We start from the raw sequence: 18627 nt of genomic DNA, 5'->3' as shown, positions 1-18627 counted from the left end.
GTGAAACTACGTACTCTTTCAACGAAAATTTATCTAATAATTAAAAATTACTAATAATTTAAAAAAATCTTATGTATATTTACGCAAGCCAATAAAAAAAAGGGCATCTCACCCTTTTTTGTACTTAAGTCTATAGTGTTTTAATGAAAGGCAAAAGGTTAAAGAGATGAATCAAATGACCCATAGGACTGAGGGATAAAAATTTTCCCAATTGCCAGAGCTATTTTGCCCCCAATTTTACTCAGATTTAACTTTTTCCCATTTTTGTAAAAAATCTATCCACCCTCTTTTTTAAAGAGGGTGGATAGTTTAACTTTTGCGATCAAGTCTGATACTTACAGAATTGTCGTTTTGAGTGCCAGTCAGTTGCCTTACTTTCAAGGATTTAGCCACGAGTCAATTCAACCCGTCCATAAAATAGACCGCGAATCTTGACTTCTTTAGGTTCGCCAGCACCTAAATCTGTATCAGATGGCTGTTCGCTCTCGAAAGTGCCAGCAATTTCACCGCTAGAGCCATCTATTTTAGCGATTTGCAGAGAAATCTTGCCATTGAGATTTTCAGCACGCTTGACGTTAGTGCGGGTAAGTTCTTCATCATCTGCTTGGGCGGGGAGAGCCACGGCATTATCGTAGCCACTGACGACACCACGACCTTTGGGATCTAGGAAGGCAGCACCACGATAGGAAGGAACTTTGAAAGTGCCTTCAAAGTCCGTGGAGGTGTTAATACTGGTCAAACTGGGTTGGGTTTGAGCAACCAAGTTTTTGATAGTGAAGAGGAAAGGTACTCGCTCACCACCAGGAAGTTGCACAGTGATGGCTTGGAAGTCAAGACCATCAGTTTCCACAAAGGTCAGGCTATCATCTGAGTTGATTTTTAGGTTGCCTTGCACTTGGTCAATGGTGGAAGTGTATCTGGTCAACAATTTGCCAGCAACAAATTCTGCTTCTTGGCGTTTATTAGCAGGTTCTTCTTTGATAAAGAAGCTAGTTGGTTCCAAGCAAAGTTCTTTGATGGCATAAGACTGGCTAGAATCAATGGGAATGGAGCCACGGCGTGTTTCTCCGAGTTGGGGGCATTTGTTAGCTAAGCCAGTCCCGCGAATTTGATCGTAAGTCAGTACATCTCTACCACTACTACTAGCAGGAGCATCACTACAAGCAGTTATTAGCCCCAGACATAAAGCCAAGAATGCAACAATTAAAGCGCGATACCTCATGGTCAACCTCAATCTCAAAAATTAATATCTAAGTTGTAAAACTGCATCGAAGCTTTGATCTCTAATGAGAAGCCGCTACTCTGCGAAAAGCTACCTTTGGTCAGACACGGCTTTGCTCTGATTAAGAGAGCTCAAGCAAGTGTCCGGGCGTCTAGTTTGTTAGCCGCTGCTCAAACTTTTCTGTTGCTAAACGTAGTTAAACGTGTCGCTCTCTTGAGCTTGGGGTGTAAACCCCAGACTAAGTAGCACACTGCATCCATTTCGGATGTGTGTCACTAGGGGAGCAAAAAACCAGCAGTTTTACTGTTGGTGGCATTTATTAAAGTTGGGCGGGTGGATGAATAAACCTCACACAGAGCAGCATAAATGCTTGCCTTGAAGAGTGCGAACAGGGGTGTCTGCTTCGCACTTTGCTTTTGCTGATGGCAAAAGCGTCGTCGCCCAAGTCTTTTTGTATCATGTATGTGACGCCACTACATACAGCCCATTGTTTGATGGGTAAATCAGCCAGATCATACGATTTTTTTTAACTCAAAATCAAAGTTATCAAAATCCAAGAAAGTCTCCTTATGATCGCATCTAGCTTCTGTAGAGCCTATGCTAAAGGTTACTACGCTCTTTTTGGAGCGATCGCAATTGCTTTTAATAAAGATACAAATCTAGTTATATTCACCCCTAACTAAGGCAAATAATGAAATCCGGTAACAGGGAGACAACTGACAAACTAGGGAAAATTGAAAATCTCCGGTAAATTTGAGTTGACCTCATTTATACGGAAAGGATGGCATGAACGATCGCAAAAATATTGAATCAGAGAATTTGTCTGGTAAACTGCAAGCGATCGCAACTGTAGTGTATGATGCCGCTACAGCTTGTGAAGGCGATACTGTAGCTCTTTTGGCTTTGCTGCGGCAATTAGAGCAGTTACACCGAGAGATCCGGGATGGGGTTTTTCAAGAGAGTTTGCCTGTTAACCGCCGCCAACTTTACTCACTGCTGAAAGATATTGAGTCTGAGGGAGGCTGGCCCTATATTGAGCGCATGAGGCTACAAGCCTTTTTAGCGAATTTGCCAGAGGCTCCCGAAGAAAATAGCCATGAAGTTTTGGAGAGCGATCGCTCTTTTGGCTGATTAGCTCGAAATTTATTTCTAGCTCTGAATTAACAACTTTGATCGCCTCATCAACCGCTAAACCAAGAGTGGTTGCTCCTTGAGGCTTCAACCTAATTCATAATTTGTAATTAAAAAGGGTTTGTCCGGGTTATGCCATCACAAAGAAGGCGATCGTGCTCCTCAAGATTGTGGTTGTACTTGAGATAATCGCTCACCCAATCGCAACCACGAACAAGCAGATCGTCAAGATTTAAATTCCATAGAATTATCTTCCCGTCAGCACTGGCTGATGCTAGTGTTTGACCATCTGGGCTAAAACTGACACTTAATACCCCAGCGCGATGCCCATTAAGACTTTTAATTAATTTGCCATCACGGCTCCAGAGTTTCACTGTACTGTCCCAACTGGCGGCGGCGAGTAATTCACCATTGGGGCTGAAAGTCACGGCATTAACGCTATCACTGTACCCCTTTAATAACGTTTTTAACAACGTGCCATCCCGTCGCCACAGTTTTACGGTGTTATCCCAGCTGGCAGAAGCCAGTAACTCGTCAGTGGGACTAAAGCTGACACCTGTCACCCAGCTGTTATGGGGTGAAAAAGTTTTTAACAATGTACCATCCCGTTGCCAAAGCTTAACAGTTTGGTCATCACTGGCAGAGGCTAAAACCTGACTATCATGGCTAAAGTTTACGCTATTTACCGAATCCTGATGCCCCACTAAGGTTTTGAGTAACTTGCCTTCACGGTTCCAAAGTTTCACTGTTTTATCTTTGCTAGCTGATGCCAAAAACTGACCATCAGGACTGAAATTCACGCTCATCACACTATCGCTATGTCCATAGAGAGTCATGATTAAAGTACCGTCAAGCAGCCAAAGTTTAACTGTTTTGTCATAACTTCCTGAGGCCAGCATTTCACCTTTGGGGTCAAAACTGACACTAGAAACTTTATTTGTGTGCCCCACTAAAGTTTTGTAAAGTCGGGTTTTGACCTCGCCATTACTGGTGTATCGTTGCCAAAGTTTGACAGTGCGATCACTACTACCAGAAGATAGCATCCGGCCATCGGGACTCCAAGCAACGCTCAAAACTGGCTTCCGATGCCCTTGAAGAATAGACGGTCTTGGAGCATCTAAACTCCATAGTTTTATACTTTTGTCGAAACTTCCTGAGGCCAGCAATTTGTTATTTGGACTGAAAGCGATGCTGGCAACACGATCACTGTGTCCTTTGAAAGTTCTGAGTAAAGTACCAGTGATATGCCAGAGGTTTATGGTTTTGTCTTCACTTGCAGAAACTAACTTTTTACTATCAGAACTAAAGCTCAAACTCCACACTATATCGCTATGGTGTCGTAAAGTTTTGTAAGCACGAAAGTCAAAACCGTCTTTGTTGCTGTTACTTTCCCTGAGCCAAAGTTTTACTGTCTTATCTAGACCTGTTGATGCCAACAATTTACCGTCTGGGCTGAAAACAGCTACAGTCACAGCTTTCTGATGTCCTTGCAAAGTTGTAACGAGGCTACCGTCCCGTCGCCAAATTTTCACTGTTTTGTCGTCGCTAGCCGAGGCGATGAATTGACCATCGGGACTGAAGTTGACCCAGTTAACCGACCCTCGATGTCCTCTCAGTATTTTTATTAAGCTACCGTCTTTATGCCAGAGTTTTACTGTTGTATCCTTACTGCCAGTAGCTAACAACTCGCCATCAGGACTGAAATTAACGCTGTCACCTGAATCACCATGTCCTTTCAGGGTTTTATATGGCTTGGGGTCAAATTGGCCTGTAACCGGGTTTTTGTGCCATATTTGCACTGTTTTGTCGAGGCTGGCCGACGCTAGGGTTTGACCATCAGGGCTGAAACTTACACAATTAACAGCATCAGTGTGACCTTTGAGGGTTTGGAGTAAGATACCGTCAGGACGCCAAATTTTCACCGTCCGATCTCGGCTACCTGATGCTAGCAACTGGCCATCCCAGGGCGGCCGCATCATGTCAACAAAAGGATTGTATTTTCAATAAGCTCCCAAATAGTCGCATTAATTGTTGCTTATTGACACAGGTTGAAGCGATCACTTTGAGCTTGGGAAACTAAACCAAACGATAAATGCTGATTTTTTCGTTGGTTCTTAACCTTGGTTGTGATCAAGAGTAATTTAGATGCGTTTGCCCTGCTGGCCATCCGGGCTGAAAGTTACTCCCCAGACAACATCAGTGTGCCCTTCCAGGCGGTTAACCTCTGTTACCCCATAAACTGCTTGTTGCAGGGCTGTCACCACCCGCATTCGGGTATCTGGCTGAACTCCATCTGCTTGTTTAAGTCCTCTCCAAGCCCGCAAACTTTCTAATAGGGCATCAAATTCTTTATTGGATGCAAACAGAGCTTCACTAGCAGCAGTAATCGCACTAATTTTCAAGTTGGTTTCACTGCTTTCGGCTCGTAGAGTTTGACGGACTGCTGCTCTTTTTTGTAAGTCGGCTTGCCACCATAACGCTGCTATTGTTCCCCCCATAATTGCTAGGATTGCACCTGCTATCCGTGCTTCCCGCAGTCGTCGTTGCAATACCAAATTGAGTTGCTTTTGACTAAGTTGTTGGGCTGCTTCCGCTCTAGTTTTTTCAAGTTTGATTTTTTCTAATTCGGCGAGCATCCCATAGTTGTTCTTTTGGCGAATTGGTTCAACTAAATAATCGTGAACCAACTGGTAGCGATCGCCTAACTCTTCTCTGACTCGCAATACCAATCCTGAACCTACCAATATTTCTAAAATCAGTTCTCCAACTTTGTCAAAACTTGATATCGTATCTATATCATAATTATTAACTAATGCAGCCGCTAAATCAGCTTTAGTTTTTAAAGGTCGCGTCCCCTTTTGATCTGTTAACTCAAATAATAATTTCCAACTTAACTCTTCGTTTTGTTGACCGCAGTCTTTGATAACTTCCCCCAACCAGCGTTCTACCAATTTTGCCGAGCCACCACAAAGCTTATATTCTGCAAGTGTGGTAATGTTTTCTATTTGTAGTTGAGCACCGACTATTTGTAATTCAATTGGATGTACTTCGTCTAGTTCTCCTGTCAAATCCTGGACTAATCGGTTAATTAATTCCTCACTTATTTCATAATGTGAACGTTGAGTAAGACTGTGAATTATGGCTTTGGCATCTCGGCTAGAGAATTTTCCTAAATAGTAGCGAATATCCTTATCAAGAATATTTTTATTGATTACTCCCAAATCATATAAACCAGTACTATTTTTCTGACTCAAACGTTCAAACTCTAATAAATGGTGTAAGTAATCTTCTCGTAATGAAAGAATTATTTTTACATAAGAAATATTTAAACATTCACTAAAAAATTTATAAAATTCTATTCTTTGTGTAGAAGGATTACTAACAAAGAAAAATTCTTCAAACTGGTCTAATATGATAACTATCGTATAATTGCGCTCACATGCTAACCGGATTCTTTCTAGTATTATAGTGGGTGTAGAGTCAATATTAACCGATATTCCCGTGTATGCTAGCGCTTGGTTAATACTGCTGCTCAAGATTGTTATCCAATCAGTATAAACAGATAAAACAATCGGTATAGGAATGCGTTCACCGATAACTTTTCCCTTGAGTGCTGGGACTAAACCAGCTTTGAGAATTGAACTTTTACCTACACCAGATGGTCCATAAATAACTGTGAGTTTGTAGTCAGCGCGGGCAATTCTTTCAATGAAGCGATTGACATCTTGTTGCCGTCCAGAAGCAGATATTTCTTGAGCAATTTCTTCAGGAATAAACGGTATTTTGTGAGGTTCTAGTACTGGGTTAATTCTGGGGCGTTGTGGCTGTAATTGACTTGCTCCGATAAAGGCACGAAACCCATACTGATGTTCTATTTTAATTTTTTCTTGCTTCAGCTTAAAGGCTTCTGTATAGTTATGACACTCAAAAAAGTAAAGCGATCGCAGTTCCTCTAAAATCTCTAAGTAAAGTAATGGCTGATGTTGTAGCTCACAAACTACCCTCGCCCATTCCAAGTTATTGATAGCTTCCTCGCACTCACCCAAATGCCGTTGTGTGCGTGCTAACAACAGAAGATACCAACTTTCTTGTCGTCGTCTTTGCAAAGCGTCTCGCAGAGAAACTTGTGTTACTTCTTCGGAGATAGAAAGCGCTGTATTTGCTAATTCATGAGCCAGTACCCAATTCGATTCTGAAGCCGCTACATTTGCCAAAAAACCATAATTTTGAGCAACTTGTGCAGGAGTTCCATAAGTTTTATGTAGGTGTAATGACTTTTGAGCTAATTCTTTTAAGTCATCCCAGGCTTGTAGACGTTGCAGCATTTCACAAGCAGGCAAAATGAATTTAGCAACTAAGTCTTCTCTTTGTACCTCCTCCAATAGCTCCAAGCATTGTTTAAACCACGACAGAGCATGTTCGCAATAGCTACTAGTATTCTGATATAAGTCTGCCATTCGGTGATAACAAAGCCCCAGGTGGAATAGTACTATTGCTTGCTTGAGTAAAGATGAGGGGGGTATACAGTGAGGGGATGAGAGGGGCAAAGAAGAATTACTCTCCCACTCTGCTACTCTCCTCGCTTCCTGCTGCCACAACGCTAAGCTTCTTTGATAATTGGCTAAAGCACCATTAATTTGATCGTTGGCGTATTTATCTCGCCCCAACACAAATTCTAAACTAGCTTCTAATCCTGGTGTTAATTTAACGCCATACAGGCGCAGCAAATCATTACGCGCTGATTCTATTTCGTGGCGGTGTTGGGATTTGGGATCTAAATCTAGGAAGGCATTAGATAAAAAAGTTTCAGCACCTGCTTCTAAAACTTTGGCAAATAGAGATTCTTCCTCTTGAGAGATCAAAGCAATTAAATCTGCTTTGGCCATTTCAAATTTAATAGTGGTTGCAGCCCAGCTTTTGAAATCAGGCGCTAATCTTGAAAGCAATGATGCCACATCATCTTGTAGCCACAATACCACTGGAAATGGAAAAGTAGCAGCATAGATATGTCGTGCTTGGTTGACACCTGTAAGTAAGTTTTCTAGGTCGGTAGTTGACTCAATACCGAAAATCATTACAGCAGACGGTAAAGAGTCTGTAAGGACGGCAGGATTATCTAAAGATAGGTCTGAGATTATTGTGCTGTGTAAAGAAGTAGTTGATGGATTGAGAACGATTTCTCTGATATTAATTTCTTTGGTGTTCGAGCGAATATTTTCTAACATTTGCTCGCGTAATCGCCTATAGTTACATCGAACTAATATCAGAGCAAATTGACTTTCAGAAAGTGCGATCGCTCTAATCAGTCTTTGCAAAGTATGCTGATTTTCTTTGGTGTAGACGCGTAGCTGTTTGTCATTAGTCATTGGATATGGGGCATTGAGCATTGGATATGGGGCATTGGATATGGGGCATTGGTCATTAGTTCACTAACAAATGACCAATGAAAAATGACAATTGACTGTTACTTATTTTGTTGCCAAGCCAAAACTTTTTCTGTTTCTGCCAAGGCTGGACTGATGCCAAACCAACGCCCTACAGGATCGCGATATTCAAACAGATACATGCTTCTTAATAAGCTCTGATAGTCAGACTCACCCTTAACTCTCTGTTGCTGTACCACTTCAAACAATAATTCCCACTGGGACTCATCAATAGCTAATAGCAGATCGTCGCGGTAGTCCTTAATCACTGCTTCTAAGCAATCCCTAGAAAAAGGTGGATCTTGTCGTTGCAGGCAGCTATAAAGTAAGCCTAATAAGTTACGAATGTGACCACCGCTAACACGACATAGACGATCCAAGGTTTGGGAGTGATCGAATAATTCTGTAATTAATAACAGTCTGCTATTCAAAGGAACTTCTGGAAAAGCTCTAGCTAGAACTAACTGGCGCACTAGTGACATTCCCGGTTCGTAGTCACTGCCATCTCTTTGCCGCACTAATACCATCGGTAGTACTTTTGGTGCAATTCCTCCCCCCAGACGATTTTTTAGTGTCTCATACTCATTGGAGAAAATTAACGTTAGGGGAATTGTGTAAACTAGGTGGCATTTAAGTCGGCGTAACTGTTCGCCTCGGTCAATGAAGAGATATTCTGGTTGCGATCGCCCCGATGCTAAGGGACGCATATCCACTCGATCCAAATTATCTACAATCACTACCAGTCCTTTTTGACCCCTTAGCTTTAGCTGTTCAACAGCCTTTTCTAAAATCTCTTCGTTAATCGCCTGCAAAATACTATTGGTACGTGGTTCCAGATACTGCCTCAGTTGATTTCGCATCTGGGTGCTATCTTTAGTTTTCGCAGTAATTTTGGCAATCCCCAAGGACAACTCAGCTTGTCCAGAAAGCTCTATGGGGCTTTGCAAAAAATCGCCTACTTCTTTAAACAAATTGGTAAAGTAACCAGGTTTAAGTTTGATGCTAATCCCTTCTAAACTGGCACTGACTTGACGGGCTACACTCAGCAAAATATCGCTGATATCAATATCTGCCATGTCTAAGTCTTGACTGGACTCAAAATAAACTACATGAAATCCTGCCAATTCTAGTTCTGTCTTGAGGCGCTGCAATTCCGTTGACTTACCGCAGCCGATATGACCCGTAAATAACTGACAGGTTGGCTCGTCAGGAGAAATACGAACGATAGTTCGTTGCAATTCTTCGACAATCTTGCAACCACGTACATCAGCAAAATCTATGTAATACTGCCGATCTAGTACGTTACTTATATTTAGCGTGTAGCTAGGGTTACATGCTTTATAAAAACGTGACAGATTTAATGTCGTTTTCATGTATGTAGAGGTTTATGTAGATGCAGTTTAGTTTGGATTTTTTATACAATTAATCCTGATCTAGGATATAGACACAAGATTAACTCGCAAGGTGGTAGTGTCTTGCAAAAGACAGCACTTGTCGCCAGATTACTGTCAGTAGTAGGTTAGAGATTTAATTGACCCTAATAGCGAATGGCACTAAGATAATGCAAACCCATTATCTGCAAAGCTTTTGGGTGTGGGGTGTAGGGTGTGGGGTATAGTGACGTTCGCGCCAGTGTTGCGTAGCAAAGAAATTTATTTATGTTCGCACTTATTTTTACTTTTCTTGATTTTTCCGAGCCTACACCTATGCCCTACACCCATGTCTGGCAAGGATTTCATCTTTTATTCGTACCATTCGATCCCTCAGTCTTTAAGCATATCTGTCCTTTTTACACCTGCTATTGAGGTTTTGACAATCTCTCGCTTCTGTTTGGCCTGCCACAAAATTATATGGCTTAGGAAGTAAGTAAAAAAAGCTACAAAATTTCATGATCCTCCGTTTGGATAGCTAATGATTCTAACTAGTATGAATTATAGCAAGGTATACAGAGATCCAGGAATACCTATTTATCATTTCGCATTCTATTTGTCAAGAAGGCAAAATCCCATACATTTCAATTAATATTTTGTAATCTTTAAGGGAAAATCTTCAAAAATAACTTGTCAAAAAGACTACAGTCAGTTAAAAATGGACACCGTAAACTTTAATAGGAATAATGACTAGCGCCATAATTCTTGTGTAGTTACTGTAAAGTGTTACTAAAAATAAAAAAAGTCTTGAGGAGAGCGGCTAAAAGATGCCAGCAATGTTTACTGAAATTAATAATGATACGAGCTTGTCAAGGAATTTAGATTGCAACCAAAAAGGGGTGTGAATGGCTGGCATAATATCAGTTTCCCGCACGCATCTAGCCCAGCGTCGTCAGAAATTGCGTCGGCAGCGGCGGATGAGAATTATTCAAGCTATTTGGCGAACCTTTGCCATTACTGGTTTGGCGGGTGGATTGTTGTGGGTGGCAGTCCAACCAGTGTGGATGCTAAAAGCTCCCAAACAAATAGTAATGAAATCAGGCAATAAATTGCTGTCGGATCAAACAACTCAGTCATTGTTGGTGCTGTCTTACCCTCAGTCTTTGTGGCGGATTGAACCGTCAGCGATCGCTAACTCTTTGAAGAAACAACCAACTATTGCCCAAGCGATCGTCAGACGCCGCCTATTTCCTCCTGGATTAATCATTGAAATCCAAGAACGAGTACCTGTTGCGGTAACTCAAACACGTGGTAACAAAAAAGTAACAATCGGCTTACTAGATGCAAGTGGGGCCTGGATGCCTTTAGAAAAATATACATCACTGAATCCCACTAAAAAATTACCCAATCTCAGAGTAATTGGTTCGCCAAATCAATACTGCCTTTACTGGACTCAACTCCATGAAGCTGTGAGCCAAAGTCCCGTGAAAGTTATAGAAATTGATTGCCAAAATCCAACAAATTTAATTTTGAAAACAGAATTAGGAAACGTGCATCTCGGTGTGCCAGGCCCCCAGTTATCTGAACAAATTAAGGTACTCGCCCAAATGCGCCATTTAACAACAAAATTTAATTCCAGTCAAATAGAGTATATTGATCTAAAAAATCCCGATTTTCCATTAGTACAAATGAACCAAAAAGACCAAAAATTAACTCCCAAAATCCCTAAAAACATTTAGCATGTTTATTATTTTGATAGCTCCTAGTAAATTAAGAAGCTTTATGCTGATAAATATATTTATTATTTTCAGTTTTCCAGCAAATCGCACAAAAATCGGCATTAACTTCTAATTAAAATGAGAAGATCAATCATAAAATCTCTATTGGGAGTAACAGACCCTTAATTGTTACCCTAACATCTAATAGTAGGGTGCAAGATGTCAGACAATCTAATGATGGTCTATGGCGTGCAAAACGCCTTCTGTCCATACGTTCTTTGACTAAACCCAGTGCAAAAACGAGAAAGTTGCTTGAGTTTTTAATTCAGATTCAGACTCGTGAGCAGAGGGCACTAATGAGAACGGTTTACGCCGCCATCCAAGTGTAGAGGCAAAAAGGCTCTGACTTTGGTCTGTTGAGGACACTTCCAAAGACAGTTTACCGAAGTTTCAATCTGTAACGAAAAATGCCACCCAAAGTTGCGTAAGCATTGCTTCTGGACAATAAGTTTGGACTGCTCTGTGCTGTAATTCCTATTAGGTAACGAAATCTCTTAGGAAATCTAAATTTGTTGGCCGCACTAGTCAGGGTTCTTGTAGGATAGACTATTGCTCCAACAAAGTGTCCATTGAGACCACCCAAACAACAAATTAATCAGGTATAGTCTGACAAGTAAATCTGGCTTAGTTTAACCTTAAGAATAAGTAAGTAGAAGGTAAATTTTGTGTCTAAAGTTGCAATCACCCCCAATGGTGAAACCTATTAACAATATTATTATTGAGGCAGAGAAGATACGCTGTAGTGTGTCTTTACAAGTTATGCCCTCTGCTGAGAATAATGAAGAGATTAATGTCTGGTTGAAGTTATACAGGTCAGTTTTAGATAAATATAGGTATACTTCTCTAGAATTGGCTGTGCGATCGGCTGTATTAAAAGCTTATCCCATAGCAAATTTTCGCACTGCCAATTCTGTTAGGCTTGGCAGTAGTGAAAACAATAAAGAACAACGCCATAGTATTGTGGCATTGTCAAACTAAAGTTGACTCTTAGGTGAATAACACCTGAAAAAGTCGTTTATCTACCCTTTCACAAATCCAATGACACTTGATAATAACCAAGGACTTAACTATAAAAATTCCCAATCTACGGGACAGCCGGGGTTCTCTCTGGCAGTTAACTCGACCAATCCCTTTAATAACTCTGGACTGAACTTCGGGCAAAATCACGATAATAAGAAAATTTCCCCGGAAAATAGCCGAATTGGCGAGATTGTTCCTGGTCGGGTCGCCAACATTAAAGTGATTGGTGTCGGTGGTGGTGGTGGCAATGCTGTTAACCGCATGATCGAGTCTGATGTCTCTGGGGTAGAGTTTTGGTCAATTAACACTGATGCCCAAGCTCTTACCTTAGCTGGCGCTCCAAGTCGATTGCAAATCGGACAGAAGCTAACACGAGGTTTAGGAGCAGGTGGTAATCCTGCTATCGGTCAAAAGGCAGCTGAAGAATCACGGGACGAAATTGCTACGGCTTTAGAGGGTGCAGATTTAGTATTTATCACTGCTGGTATGGGGGGTGGTACTGGGACAGGTGCAGCACCAATCGTGGCAGAAGTGGCCAAAGAAATGGGCGCTCTTACTGTTGGTGTAGTCACACGTCCATTTGTTTTTGAGGGACGCCGCCGCACTAGTCAAGCGGAACAAGGTATTGAAGGACTAAAAAGTAGAGTAGATACACTGATCATTATTCCCAACAACAAACTGCTGGAAGTGATCCCCGAACAAACGCCTGTGCAAGAAGCTTTTCGCTATGCAGATGATGTGCTGCGTCAAGGGGTGCAAGGTATTTCTGATATCATCACGATCCCCGGTTTAGTAAACGTTGACTTTGCTGATGTTCGAGCTGTGATGGCAGATGCAGGTTCGGCATTGATGGGAATAGGCGTTAGCTCTGGAAAATCCAGAGCTAGAGAAGCTGCGATCGCAGCTATTTCTTCACCATTACTAGAGTGTTCTATTGAAGGCGCTAGGGGAGTTGTATTTAATATTACTGGTGGCACTGATCTCACTTTGCATGAAGTGAATGCAGCCGCAGAAGCAATCTATGAGGTAGTTGATCCCAACGCCAATATTATTTTTGGGGCTGTAATTGATGACAGACTTCAAGGTGAGGTAAGAATTACTGTAATTGCCACCGGATTTACAGGTGAAGTGCAAGCTGCGGTACAACAAAGCGTGGCTAACGTTCGAGTAGCACCTAATACCTCAAAGCGTCCAACAACACAGCAACCTGTAGTTAATCCCCCAACCTCAACTCCAACTCCAAGTTCAACTCCAACTCCAACTCCAATTCCAGAACCAAAAGAAAAACCTGGATTAGATATACCTGATTTTCTGAGAAACCGACGTACACCAAGGAATTAAAAGATTTTGGATTTTAGATTAACTTAGCAGTTTCAGGTCAGGCTGAACGCTGTATAAAATTTGCTACTTCCGCCAGGGTTTTACCAAAGGCAGGGATAAGCAATCTTTTACCGTCCCCAATTTTGTCAATTGGTAAAAAAACTCGTCAACACTACTTTATAGAATGAATTTGGGCAGGAGTGTTACTGGCTTGCATGTCCGGCTATGCTTTAAGAAGATAAACAATAGGAATACCTGCCCAACTAAGGATGCATCACCGATAGCGTAGCGGTAGCGAGTCCGCGAGCGTCCGCAAGAGTGTCACAGCCCGTCTTAGACATTGATACATCTACCCCTCACCATCTATTAAACTTATATTCCGCACAAGTAAATATATTTGTTTGGCAAGCAGTAGCATAGGGAACCTACCTACGTAAGTGTCCGAAGAAAGTCTGTTTGCTAGGGAATAGGACATCAACCAAAAAAATAAATGTAAATTATTTTTAGATTTTTAGTGTCTGTTCAATCCATTGAATAACCTGATGACCAAGGCGAGTACCATCTAGGCGGTCAATCTCACGAATGCCGGTGGGACTAGTAACGTTAACTTCAGTTAGGTAGCCACCGATAACGTCAATACCCACAAAAATTAAGCCGTCTTGGCATAAGCGTTCGGCTACTTGGGTACAAATTTCATACTCTCTTGGGGTAATTTCGGTTTGAGCGACTGTACCACCAGTTGCCATATTATTGCGAAAATCAGTTCCACTAGAGAGGCGATTGAGCGCACCAATTGGTTCACCATTGAGCAAAATAATCCGCTTATCTCCTTCTTTTGCCTCCGATAAATAAGTTTGTACCATTACTGGGACTTTACCTTGGAGGGTACTGAGTTCAACAATGGAGTTAAAATTGCGATCGCCTGATTGCAAAAACAAAATTCCTTCGCCAGCTTTGTTACCCAGTGGTTTGAGAACCCCTGCCCCCTTTGCTTCTACAAATTGTCGGATAAACTGCTTATCAGCACTGACAATGGTTTCTGGAATCGCTTTGGTAAACTGGAGGGCGTACATTTTTTCATTTGCACCTCGGATGCCACTGGGACTGTTAATCAACAGAGTTTTATTTTGGTCAATGTAATCGAGAATATAAGTGGCATATAGGTAAGAATCATTGACAGGTGGATCTGTCCGCATAAATACGGCGTCCATTGTCTCTAAAGAAGTTAAGAAGGAATCGCTCAACTTATACCAAGGATTCGCCGCTACCCAGCGTCCCTCGACTAACTGTACTGGTACAAGTTCGACTCGCTGTAAGACAGCCCAAGCTTTGCTCTCCACCACACTCAGCAGATTTGCCTGAGTCACCCAAACTTCATGTCCCAGGATTTGGGCTGCTTCAATTAGGGCAACACTGGTATCATGACACGGGTCAAGTAGATGGATAGGATCAATGATAAAAGCCAGTTTCACCCTTTATACCTCAATCACCAAGAAATTAAATGGTTATTCAATTATTATCTCTTGATGCTCTCACCAATTGACGTACATGTGTACTGGTGAGTAGAACCTGGAAGGTAAAGTCTTGTGGACAGATATCAGTTTTGTGAGGAAGCCCGTACACAAGGCAGGGCGTTTTTTTTCTAGAGTTGTAGAGACTGCCGTGTAATTTGCAGCGGCTTGTCGCTAGCGATCGCAATATCTTCTAAACTTACAGGCTATTGCTAGAAGTTAGTAGCTCATCCAGCTTGCCTTGACTGTCTAAAGCGTGGATATCATCACAACCACCTACATGATTATCATTGATGAAAATTTGCGGTAAAGAACGGCGTCCATTTGCTCTTTGAGCCATTTTATTTCTGGCTACTTCATCTCCATCAATGCTGTATTCGATAAATTCAACTCCCTTGTTCTTCAGCAAACTTTTGGCACGAATGCAAAATGGGCAAGTCCTCCAGGTGTAAATTTCTACTTTTGTAGCCATGATGTCCTCAACTTGATTTAATATTTATTAATTTTAGAGCTTTGCCACTGGCTCTAGCGACTCTATCCTGTTTTAATCTAAGCCCACATCAAACATTTTATTGTATTAAATAAAATGTTTTTAAGTAAAAGTCCTATCAACTTATGGTATTTACTTTATAAGTTTTGGACATATATAAATATCTAAAACTAATGCCATAGTTATATTAACTAGGGCATTAGTTTTTATAAATTCAAAATTTATTTTCGGTATTTACTGGGAGTCAACAGCGTATTCAATCAGCTTGGCAAGGCGCTGACGCAGGGTTCCTAATCCTAAGCGCTGACTCGCAGAAATAAATACCGCTAGGGGAAATTCTTCCCTAGCTAGAGCTAGTGTCTCACTATTGGCTTGATCGATCTTGTTAAAAATCACTAGGGCCGGGCCAGGAGTTATTGGCATTTGCGCCAAAATTTCTCTGACTGAGCGAATATGACGCAACCAAGCAGGATGAGACAAATCTACCAAATGTAGTAGGGCATCGGCTTCTGTGACTTCCTCCAAGGTGGCGCGGAAGGCATCCATTAACGATGCAGGCAGTTCGTGTATAAACCCTACTGTATCTGTAATCAGAATTTCCTGATGTTCATTTGTTTCGCCATAAGGAATCGCCAGACGGCGCGTGGTGGGATCGAGAGTAGCAAATAACTGGTCGGCTGTATAAACTTCTGCATTCGTGAGAGCATTCAGTAAAGTGGACTTACCAGCGTTGGTATATCCAACCAAAGCCACTGAAGGAACTTCTCGATGCTGCCGTCGCTGCCGTAACCGCGAACGATGGGCTTGCAACTGGTTCACTTCTTTTTGCAGTCGGGAAATACGCTGCCCAATGGCACGACGTTCAGTTTCCAGTTTGGTTTCACCAGGGCCACGAGTCCCAATACCACCACCCAATCGGGACATAGTGCGACCTCTACCAGCCAGTCGCGGTTGCATGTATTCTAACTGTGCTAGTTCTACTTGCAACTTACCGGCACGGGATTGAGCGCGTTGGGCAAAGATATCCAAAATCACTTCGGTACGGTCAACCACCCGGATACCAATTTGCATTTCTAAGTTGCGGACTTGGGAGGGTGAGAGGTCGCGGTCGAAGACAACGAGGTTGACTCCTAGTGTTTGGGCAGTTAGGGCAATTTCTTGCACTTTACCTTCGCCAACTACGGTTTGGGGATGAACGCGCGATCGCTTTTGTTGTATTGTCTGTAATACATCTCCCCCAGCAGTATCAACTAACCGTGCTAATTCCACTAGGGTGTCTTGGAATTGTAGGGGAGTCATCTCACTGGTCATCAGCCCCACAATCAGCACGCGATCGTGGTCAGCATCTACTTCCTGGGCGATAAATTCGCGCTGGAATTCCGCTTCCAGATTTTCTACCAAGTCTACTAAATCCTGGTCTGCCAGATCGTCTAAGTCCAGAGGTGGCGATATATTCCAACTTGGGGTTTGGATTTGGCTTTCCTCTACTTTGAGAGCCGCAGGACTAGTAATCAGGGTGCGAGACTCTTGGGGTGTCAGATGAGCTAGATAAGCTTCTTTGACATACCCAGTCGCACCGCCTCCCCGCCGTGTAAATCCGGTTCCAGTAATATTTAGGACAACTAGGGCATCTAGGCGTTGTAGTGCCATAGCCGTGAGCGCCGCTTCGTTGGGCGGTTCTGGCTTCAGATGGGTGGCGATACAACGAATACCACTGAGTCGTTCTGCACCGTAACGGGGCAATTCCATCGGTGGTATTTGCGTTTGACGCGGTGTGCCTACCCCGACGCGAATCACTTGTCCGCGACGGTTGATGTAGGCGCATATAGGCTGATTGACTTCTGTGCTAATTGCTGCCATACGCTGGGAAAACTCAGGCGTGGTGATGCGATCGCCCGGTATGCGCTGGTGATACAGCCGCTGTAGTTGCTTCAGCTGGCTGGACTTCAGACCTTGGAGATTTCCAAAAATAGTTTCTATAGGCGTTTATGACCAGTTAAATGGCCCCCCGAATCCTTATAGGTCTATTTTACAACAGGGTTTCGGCTCCTATCTCTCTCCTTTGAGGGATGCATTAGTAATTAGTTCACGGTGGGTATTTATTTGAAGCTATTTTGGTGATACTAACTCACAAATCGAGCATATTACTTTCAAGCATTCGCTAAATCAGATATAAGCTCCTCTTCTGTTAAATCAATCATTGCCACACCATAACGGTGTAAATTAAGTAAAAAAGTTACCCTATCTATCCCTGCTAATTGTGCAGCTAAACCAGAATAAATACGTTTCATTTCAAAGAGTTTAACTGCCATTGCCATTTTTGCTTCTTGTTCAAACTGTTCTCGTGTTTGTTGTAAGGCATCTGGTAAAGTTTCTGGATAGTCAATTTTAAGTTGTGACATGATTTTCTCAGGATGATCGTTTTGAAGTGAAGTCGTCATAAAGTCCTTCGTCTTCTGGTGCGTAGCCGTTCAAAAAGCCATCATGGTTACGAATGCTTTCAATTTCTTCCAGATGAATTATATTTTTATTTTCAGTTTCCCAGTCTTCACTATCCAAAATCGAGAATTCTGCTAATTCCGGCTCATTCAAAAAATCTTCAGCAATGGCAGCGATAAAAGGTTCTAGTATTTTGTGGCGTTCTGCCAAAGATAGGCTAGCAATTTCTTTCAGAGATAGCTGTTTTTGCTCTTGGGCGTTTTCTGACATTTGATTTATGTTCCTGAAGATGGGTGAAATTTATATTTAGTATTGTATTGGCATCGCATTTAATTTTCAGTCAATGTGTGAAGCTGATCGCTAAATTAATCGCTACATTAGTTTAGTTTTTATAGTGGTAATTGAATCAAGGCTTGAAAGCGTTCATCTTCGCGGATACTATCAAAATCTGAGTTGGTTTTTGCCCATTCACGGCATTCATCAGGACTTAGATTAATTGTTTGTTGTAAATTTTCCAGCGCCTGCTCAATATTACCTTGAACGGCATAACAGCAAGCTTTGTTGTACCAAGCTTGGTGGTCATCTGGTTTAAATTTCAGTGCTTGGTCGAAGGATGCGATCGCTTCTTCAGTGCGTCCTAAATCATTTAGCGCATAGCCGCGATTGTTCCAAGCTTGGTGGTAATCTGGTTTAAATTTCAGTGCTTGGTCGTAGGATGCGATCGCTTCTTCAGTGCGTCCTAAATCATCTAGCGCAATGCCACGATTGTTCCAAGCTTGGTGGTCATCTGGTTTAGATTTCAGTGCTTGGTCGTAGGATGCGATCGCTTCTTCAGTGCGTCCTAAATTTATTAGCGCATTGCCGCGATTGTACCAAGCTTGGTGGTAATCTGGTTTAAATTTCAGTGCTTGGTCGTAGGATGC

Annotated in this window: 12 protein-coding genes and 1 pseudogene; 4 read left to right on the top strand and 9 right to left on the bottom strand. The window is 42.1% G+C overall.

Going from position 1 to position 18627, the window contains the following annotated elements:
* Window positions 1–385: 385 nt before the first annotated feature.
* Window positions 386–1222 (bottom strand): photosystem II manganese-stabilizing polypeptide, encoded by an 837-nt coding sequence (locus ACFE93_RS12695; RefSeq protein WP_375473625.1) that lies wholly within the window; start codon window positions 1220–1222, stop codon window positions 386–388.
* A gap of 786 nt (window positions 1223–2008) precedes the next feature.
* Between ACFE93_RS12695 and ACFE93_RS12690 the strand changes: the two genes are divergently transcribed.
* A complete protein-coding gene (locus ACFE93_RS12690; protein ID WP_375473624.1) occupies window positions 2009–2353 on the top strand; it encodes a hypothetical protein in 345 nt (114 codons plus the stop codon).
* Window positions 2354–2493: 140 nt separating this feature from the next.
* Here ACFE93_RS12690 and ACFE93_RS12685 read toward each other — a convergent pair.
* Window positions 2494–7719: pseudogene (locus ACFE93_RS12685) on the bottom strand (hypothetical protein); the annotation flags it as partial.
* A 98-nt stretch (window positions 7720–7817) separates the two neighbouring features.
* Window positions 7818–9149 carry a P-loop NTPase fold protein gene (locus ACFE93_RS12680; RefSeq protein ID WP_104905655.1) on the bottom strand — a complete coding sequence of 444 codons (1332 nt, stop codon included), beginning with the start codon at window positions 9147–9149 and terminating at the stop codon, window positions 7818–7820.
* A gap of 902 nt (window positions 9150–10051) precedes the next feature.
* Between ACFE93_RS12680 and ACFE93_RS12675 the strand changes: the two genes are divergently transcribed.
* The 3 genes from ACFE93_RS12675 (at window position 10052) to ftsZ (ending at window position 13285) form a co-directional block, all read left to right on the top strand.
* The gene (locus tag ACFE93_RS12675; RefSeq protein ID WP_375473623.1) at window positions 10052–10885 is read left to right on the top strand and encodes a cell division protein FtsQ/DivIB; all 834 of its coding nucleotides are present in this window, start codon (window positions 10052–10054) and stop codon (window positions 10883–10885) included.
* A gap of 729 nt (window positions 10886–11614) precedes the next feature.
* A complete protein-coding gene (locus ACFE93_RS12670) occupies window positions 11615–11902 on the top strand; it encodes a hypothetical protein (protein ID WP_375473622.1) in 288 nt (95 codons plus the stop codon).
* Between the two features lie 60 nt (window positions 11903–11962).
* Window positions 11963–13285 carry a cell division protein FtsZ gene (ftsZ, locus tag ACFE93_RS12665; RefSeq protein WP_375473621.1) on the top strand — a complete coding sequence of 441 codons (1323 nt, stop codon included), beginning with the start codon at window positions 11963–11965 and terminating at the stop codon, window positions 13283–13285.
* Between the two features lie 482 nt (window positions 13286–13767).
* On the opposite strand, the gene gshB is transcribed toward ftsZ, so the two are convergent.
* The 6 genes from gshB to ACFE93_RS12635 form a co-directional block, all read right to left on the bottom strand.
* Window positions 13768–14736: a glutathione synthase gene (gene gshB, locus ACFE93_RS12660; protein ID WP_375473620.1), complete on the bottom strand. Its 969-nt coding sequence runs from the start codon at window positions 14734–14736 to the stop codon at window positions 13768–13770.
* Between the two features lie 238 nt (window positions 14737–14974).
* Complete coding sequence (gene grxC / locus ACFE93_RS12655; RefSeq protein WP_375473619.1) at window positions 14975–15247, bottom strand: glutaredoxin 3; 273 nt, start codon at window positions 15245–15247, stop codon at window positions 14975–14977.
* A gap of 252 nt (window positions 15248–15499) precedes the next feature.
* A complete protein-coding gene (gene hflX / locus ACFE93_RS12650; protein WP_375473661.1) occupies window positions 15500–17245 on the bottom strand; it encodes a GTPase HflX in 1746 nt (581 codons plus the stop codon).
* A gap of 170 nt (window positions 17246–17415) precedes the next feature.
* Window positions 17416–17670, bottom strand: a complete 255-nt coding sequence (locus ACFE93_RS12645) for a UPF0175 family protein (protein WP_375473660.1) — start codon at window positions 17668–17670, stop codon at window positions 17416–17418.
* Window positions 17671–17674: 4 nt separating this feature from the next.
* Window positions 17675–17974 carry a hypothetical protein gene (locus tag ACFE93_RS12640; protein ID WP_375473618.1) on the bottom strand — a complete coding sequence of 100 codons (300 nt, stop codon included), beginning with the start codon at window positions 17972–17974 and terminating at the stop codon, window positions 17675–17677.
* A gap of 119 nt (window positions 17975–18093) precedes the next feature.
* On the bottom strand, window positions 18094–18627 hold a 534-nt coding region (locus ACFE93_RS12635), incomplete at its 5' end, for a tetratricopeptide repeat protein (protein WP_375473617.1).

Origin of the sequence: uncultured Nostoc sp., from assembly GCF_964247315.1 — a bacterium.
Taxonomy (GTDB): Bacteria; Cyanobacteriota; Cyanobacteriia; order Cyanobacteriales; family Nostocaceae; genus Nostoc.
This window is presented reverse-complemented; position numbering and strand designations above follow the sequence as displayed.

Coding starts and splice junctions, on each gene's coding strand:
- grxC (WP_375473619.1), bottom strand. CDS start 15,247: ATGGCTACAAAAGTAGAAATTTACACCTGGAGGACTTGCCCATTTTGC.
- ACFE93_RS12670 (WP_375473622.1), top strand. CDS start 11,615: ATGGTGAAACCTATTAACAATATTATTATTGAGGCAGAGAAGATACGC.
- ACFE93_RS12680 (WP_104905655.1), bottom strand. CDS start 9,149: ATGAAAACGACATTAAATCTGTCACGTTTTTATAAAGCATGTAACCCT.
- ACFE93_RS12695 (WP_375473625.1), bottom strand. CDS start 1,222: ATGAGGTATCGCGCTTTAATTGTTGCATTCTTGGCTTTATGTCTGGGG.
- ACFE93_RS12675 (WP_375473623.1), top strand. CDS start 10,052: ATGGCTGGCATAATATCAGTTTCCCGCACGCATCTAGCCCAGCGTCGT.
- ACFE93_RS12640 (WP_375473618.1), bottom strand. CDS start 17,974: ATGTCAGAAAACGCCCAAGAGCAAAAACAGCTATCTCTGAAAGAAATT.
- ACFE93_RS12690 (WP_375473624.1), top strand. CDS start 2,009: ATGAACGATCGCAAAAATATTGAATCAGAGAATTTGTCTGGTAAACTG.
- ftsZ (WP_375473621.1), top strand. CDS start 11,963: ATGACACTTGATAATAACCAAGGACTTAACTATAAAAATTCCCAATCT.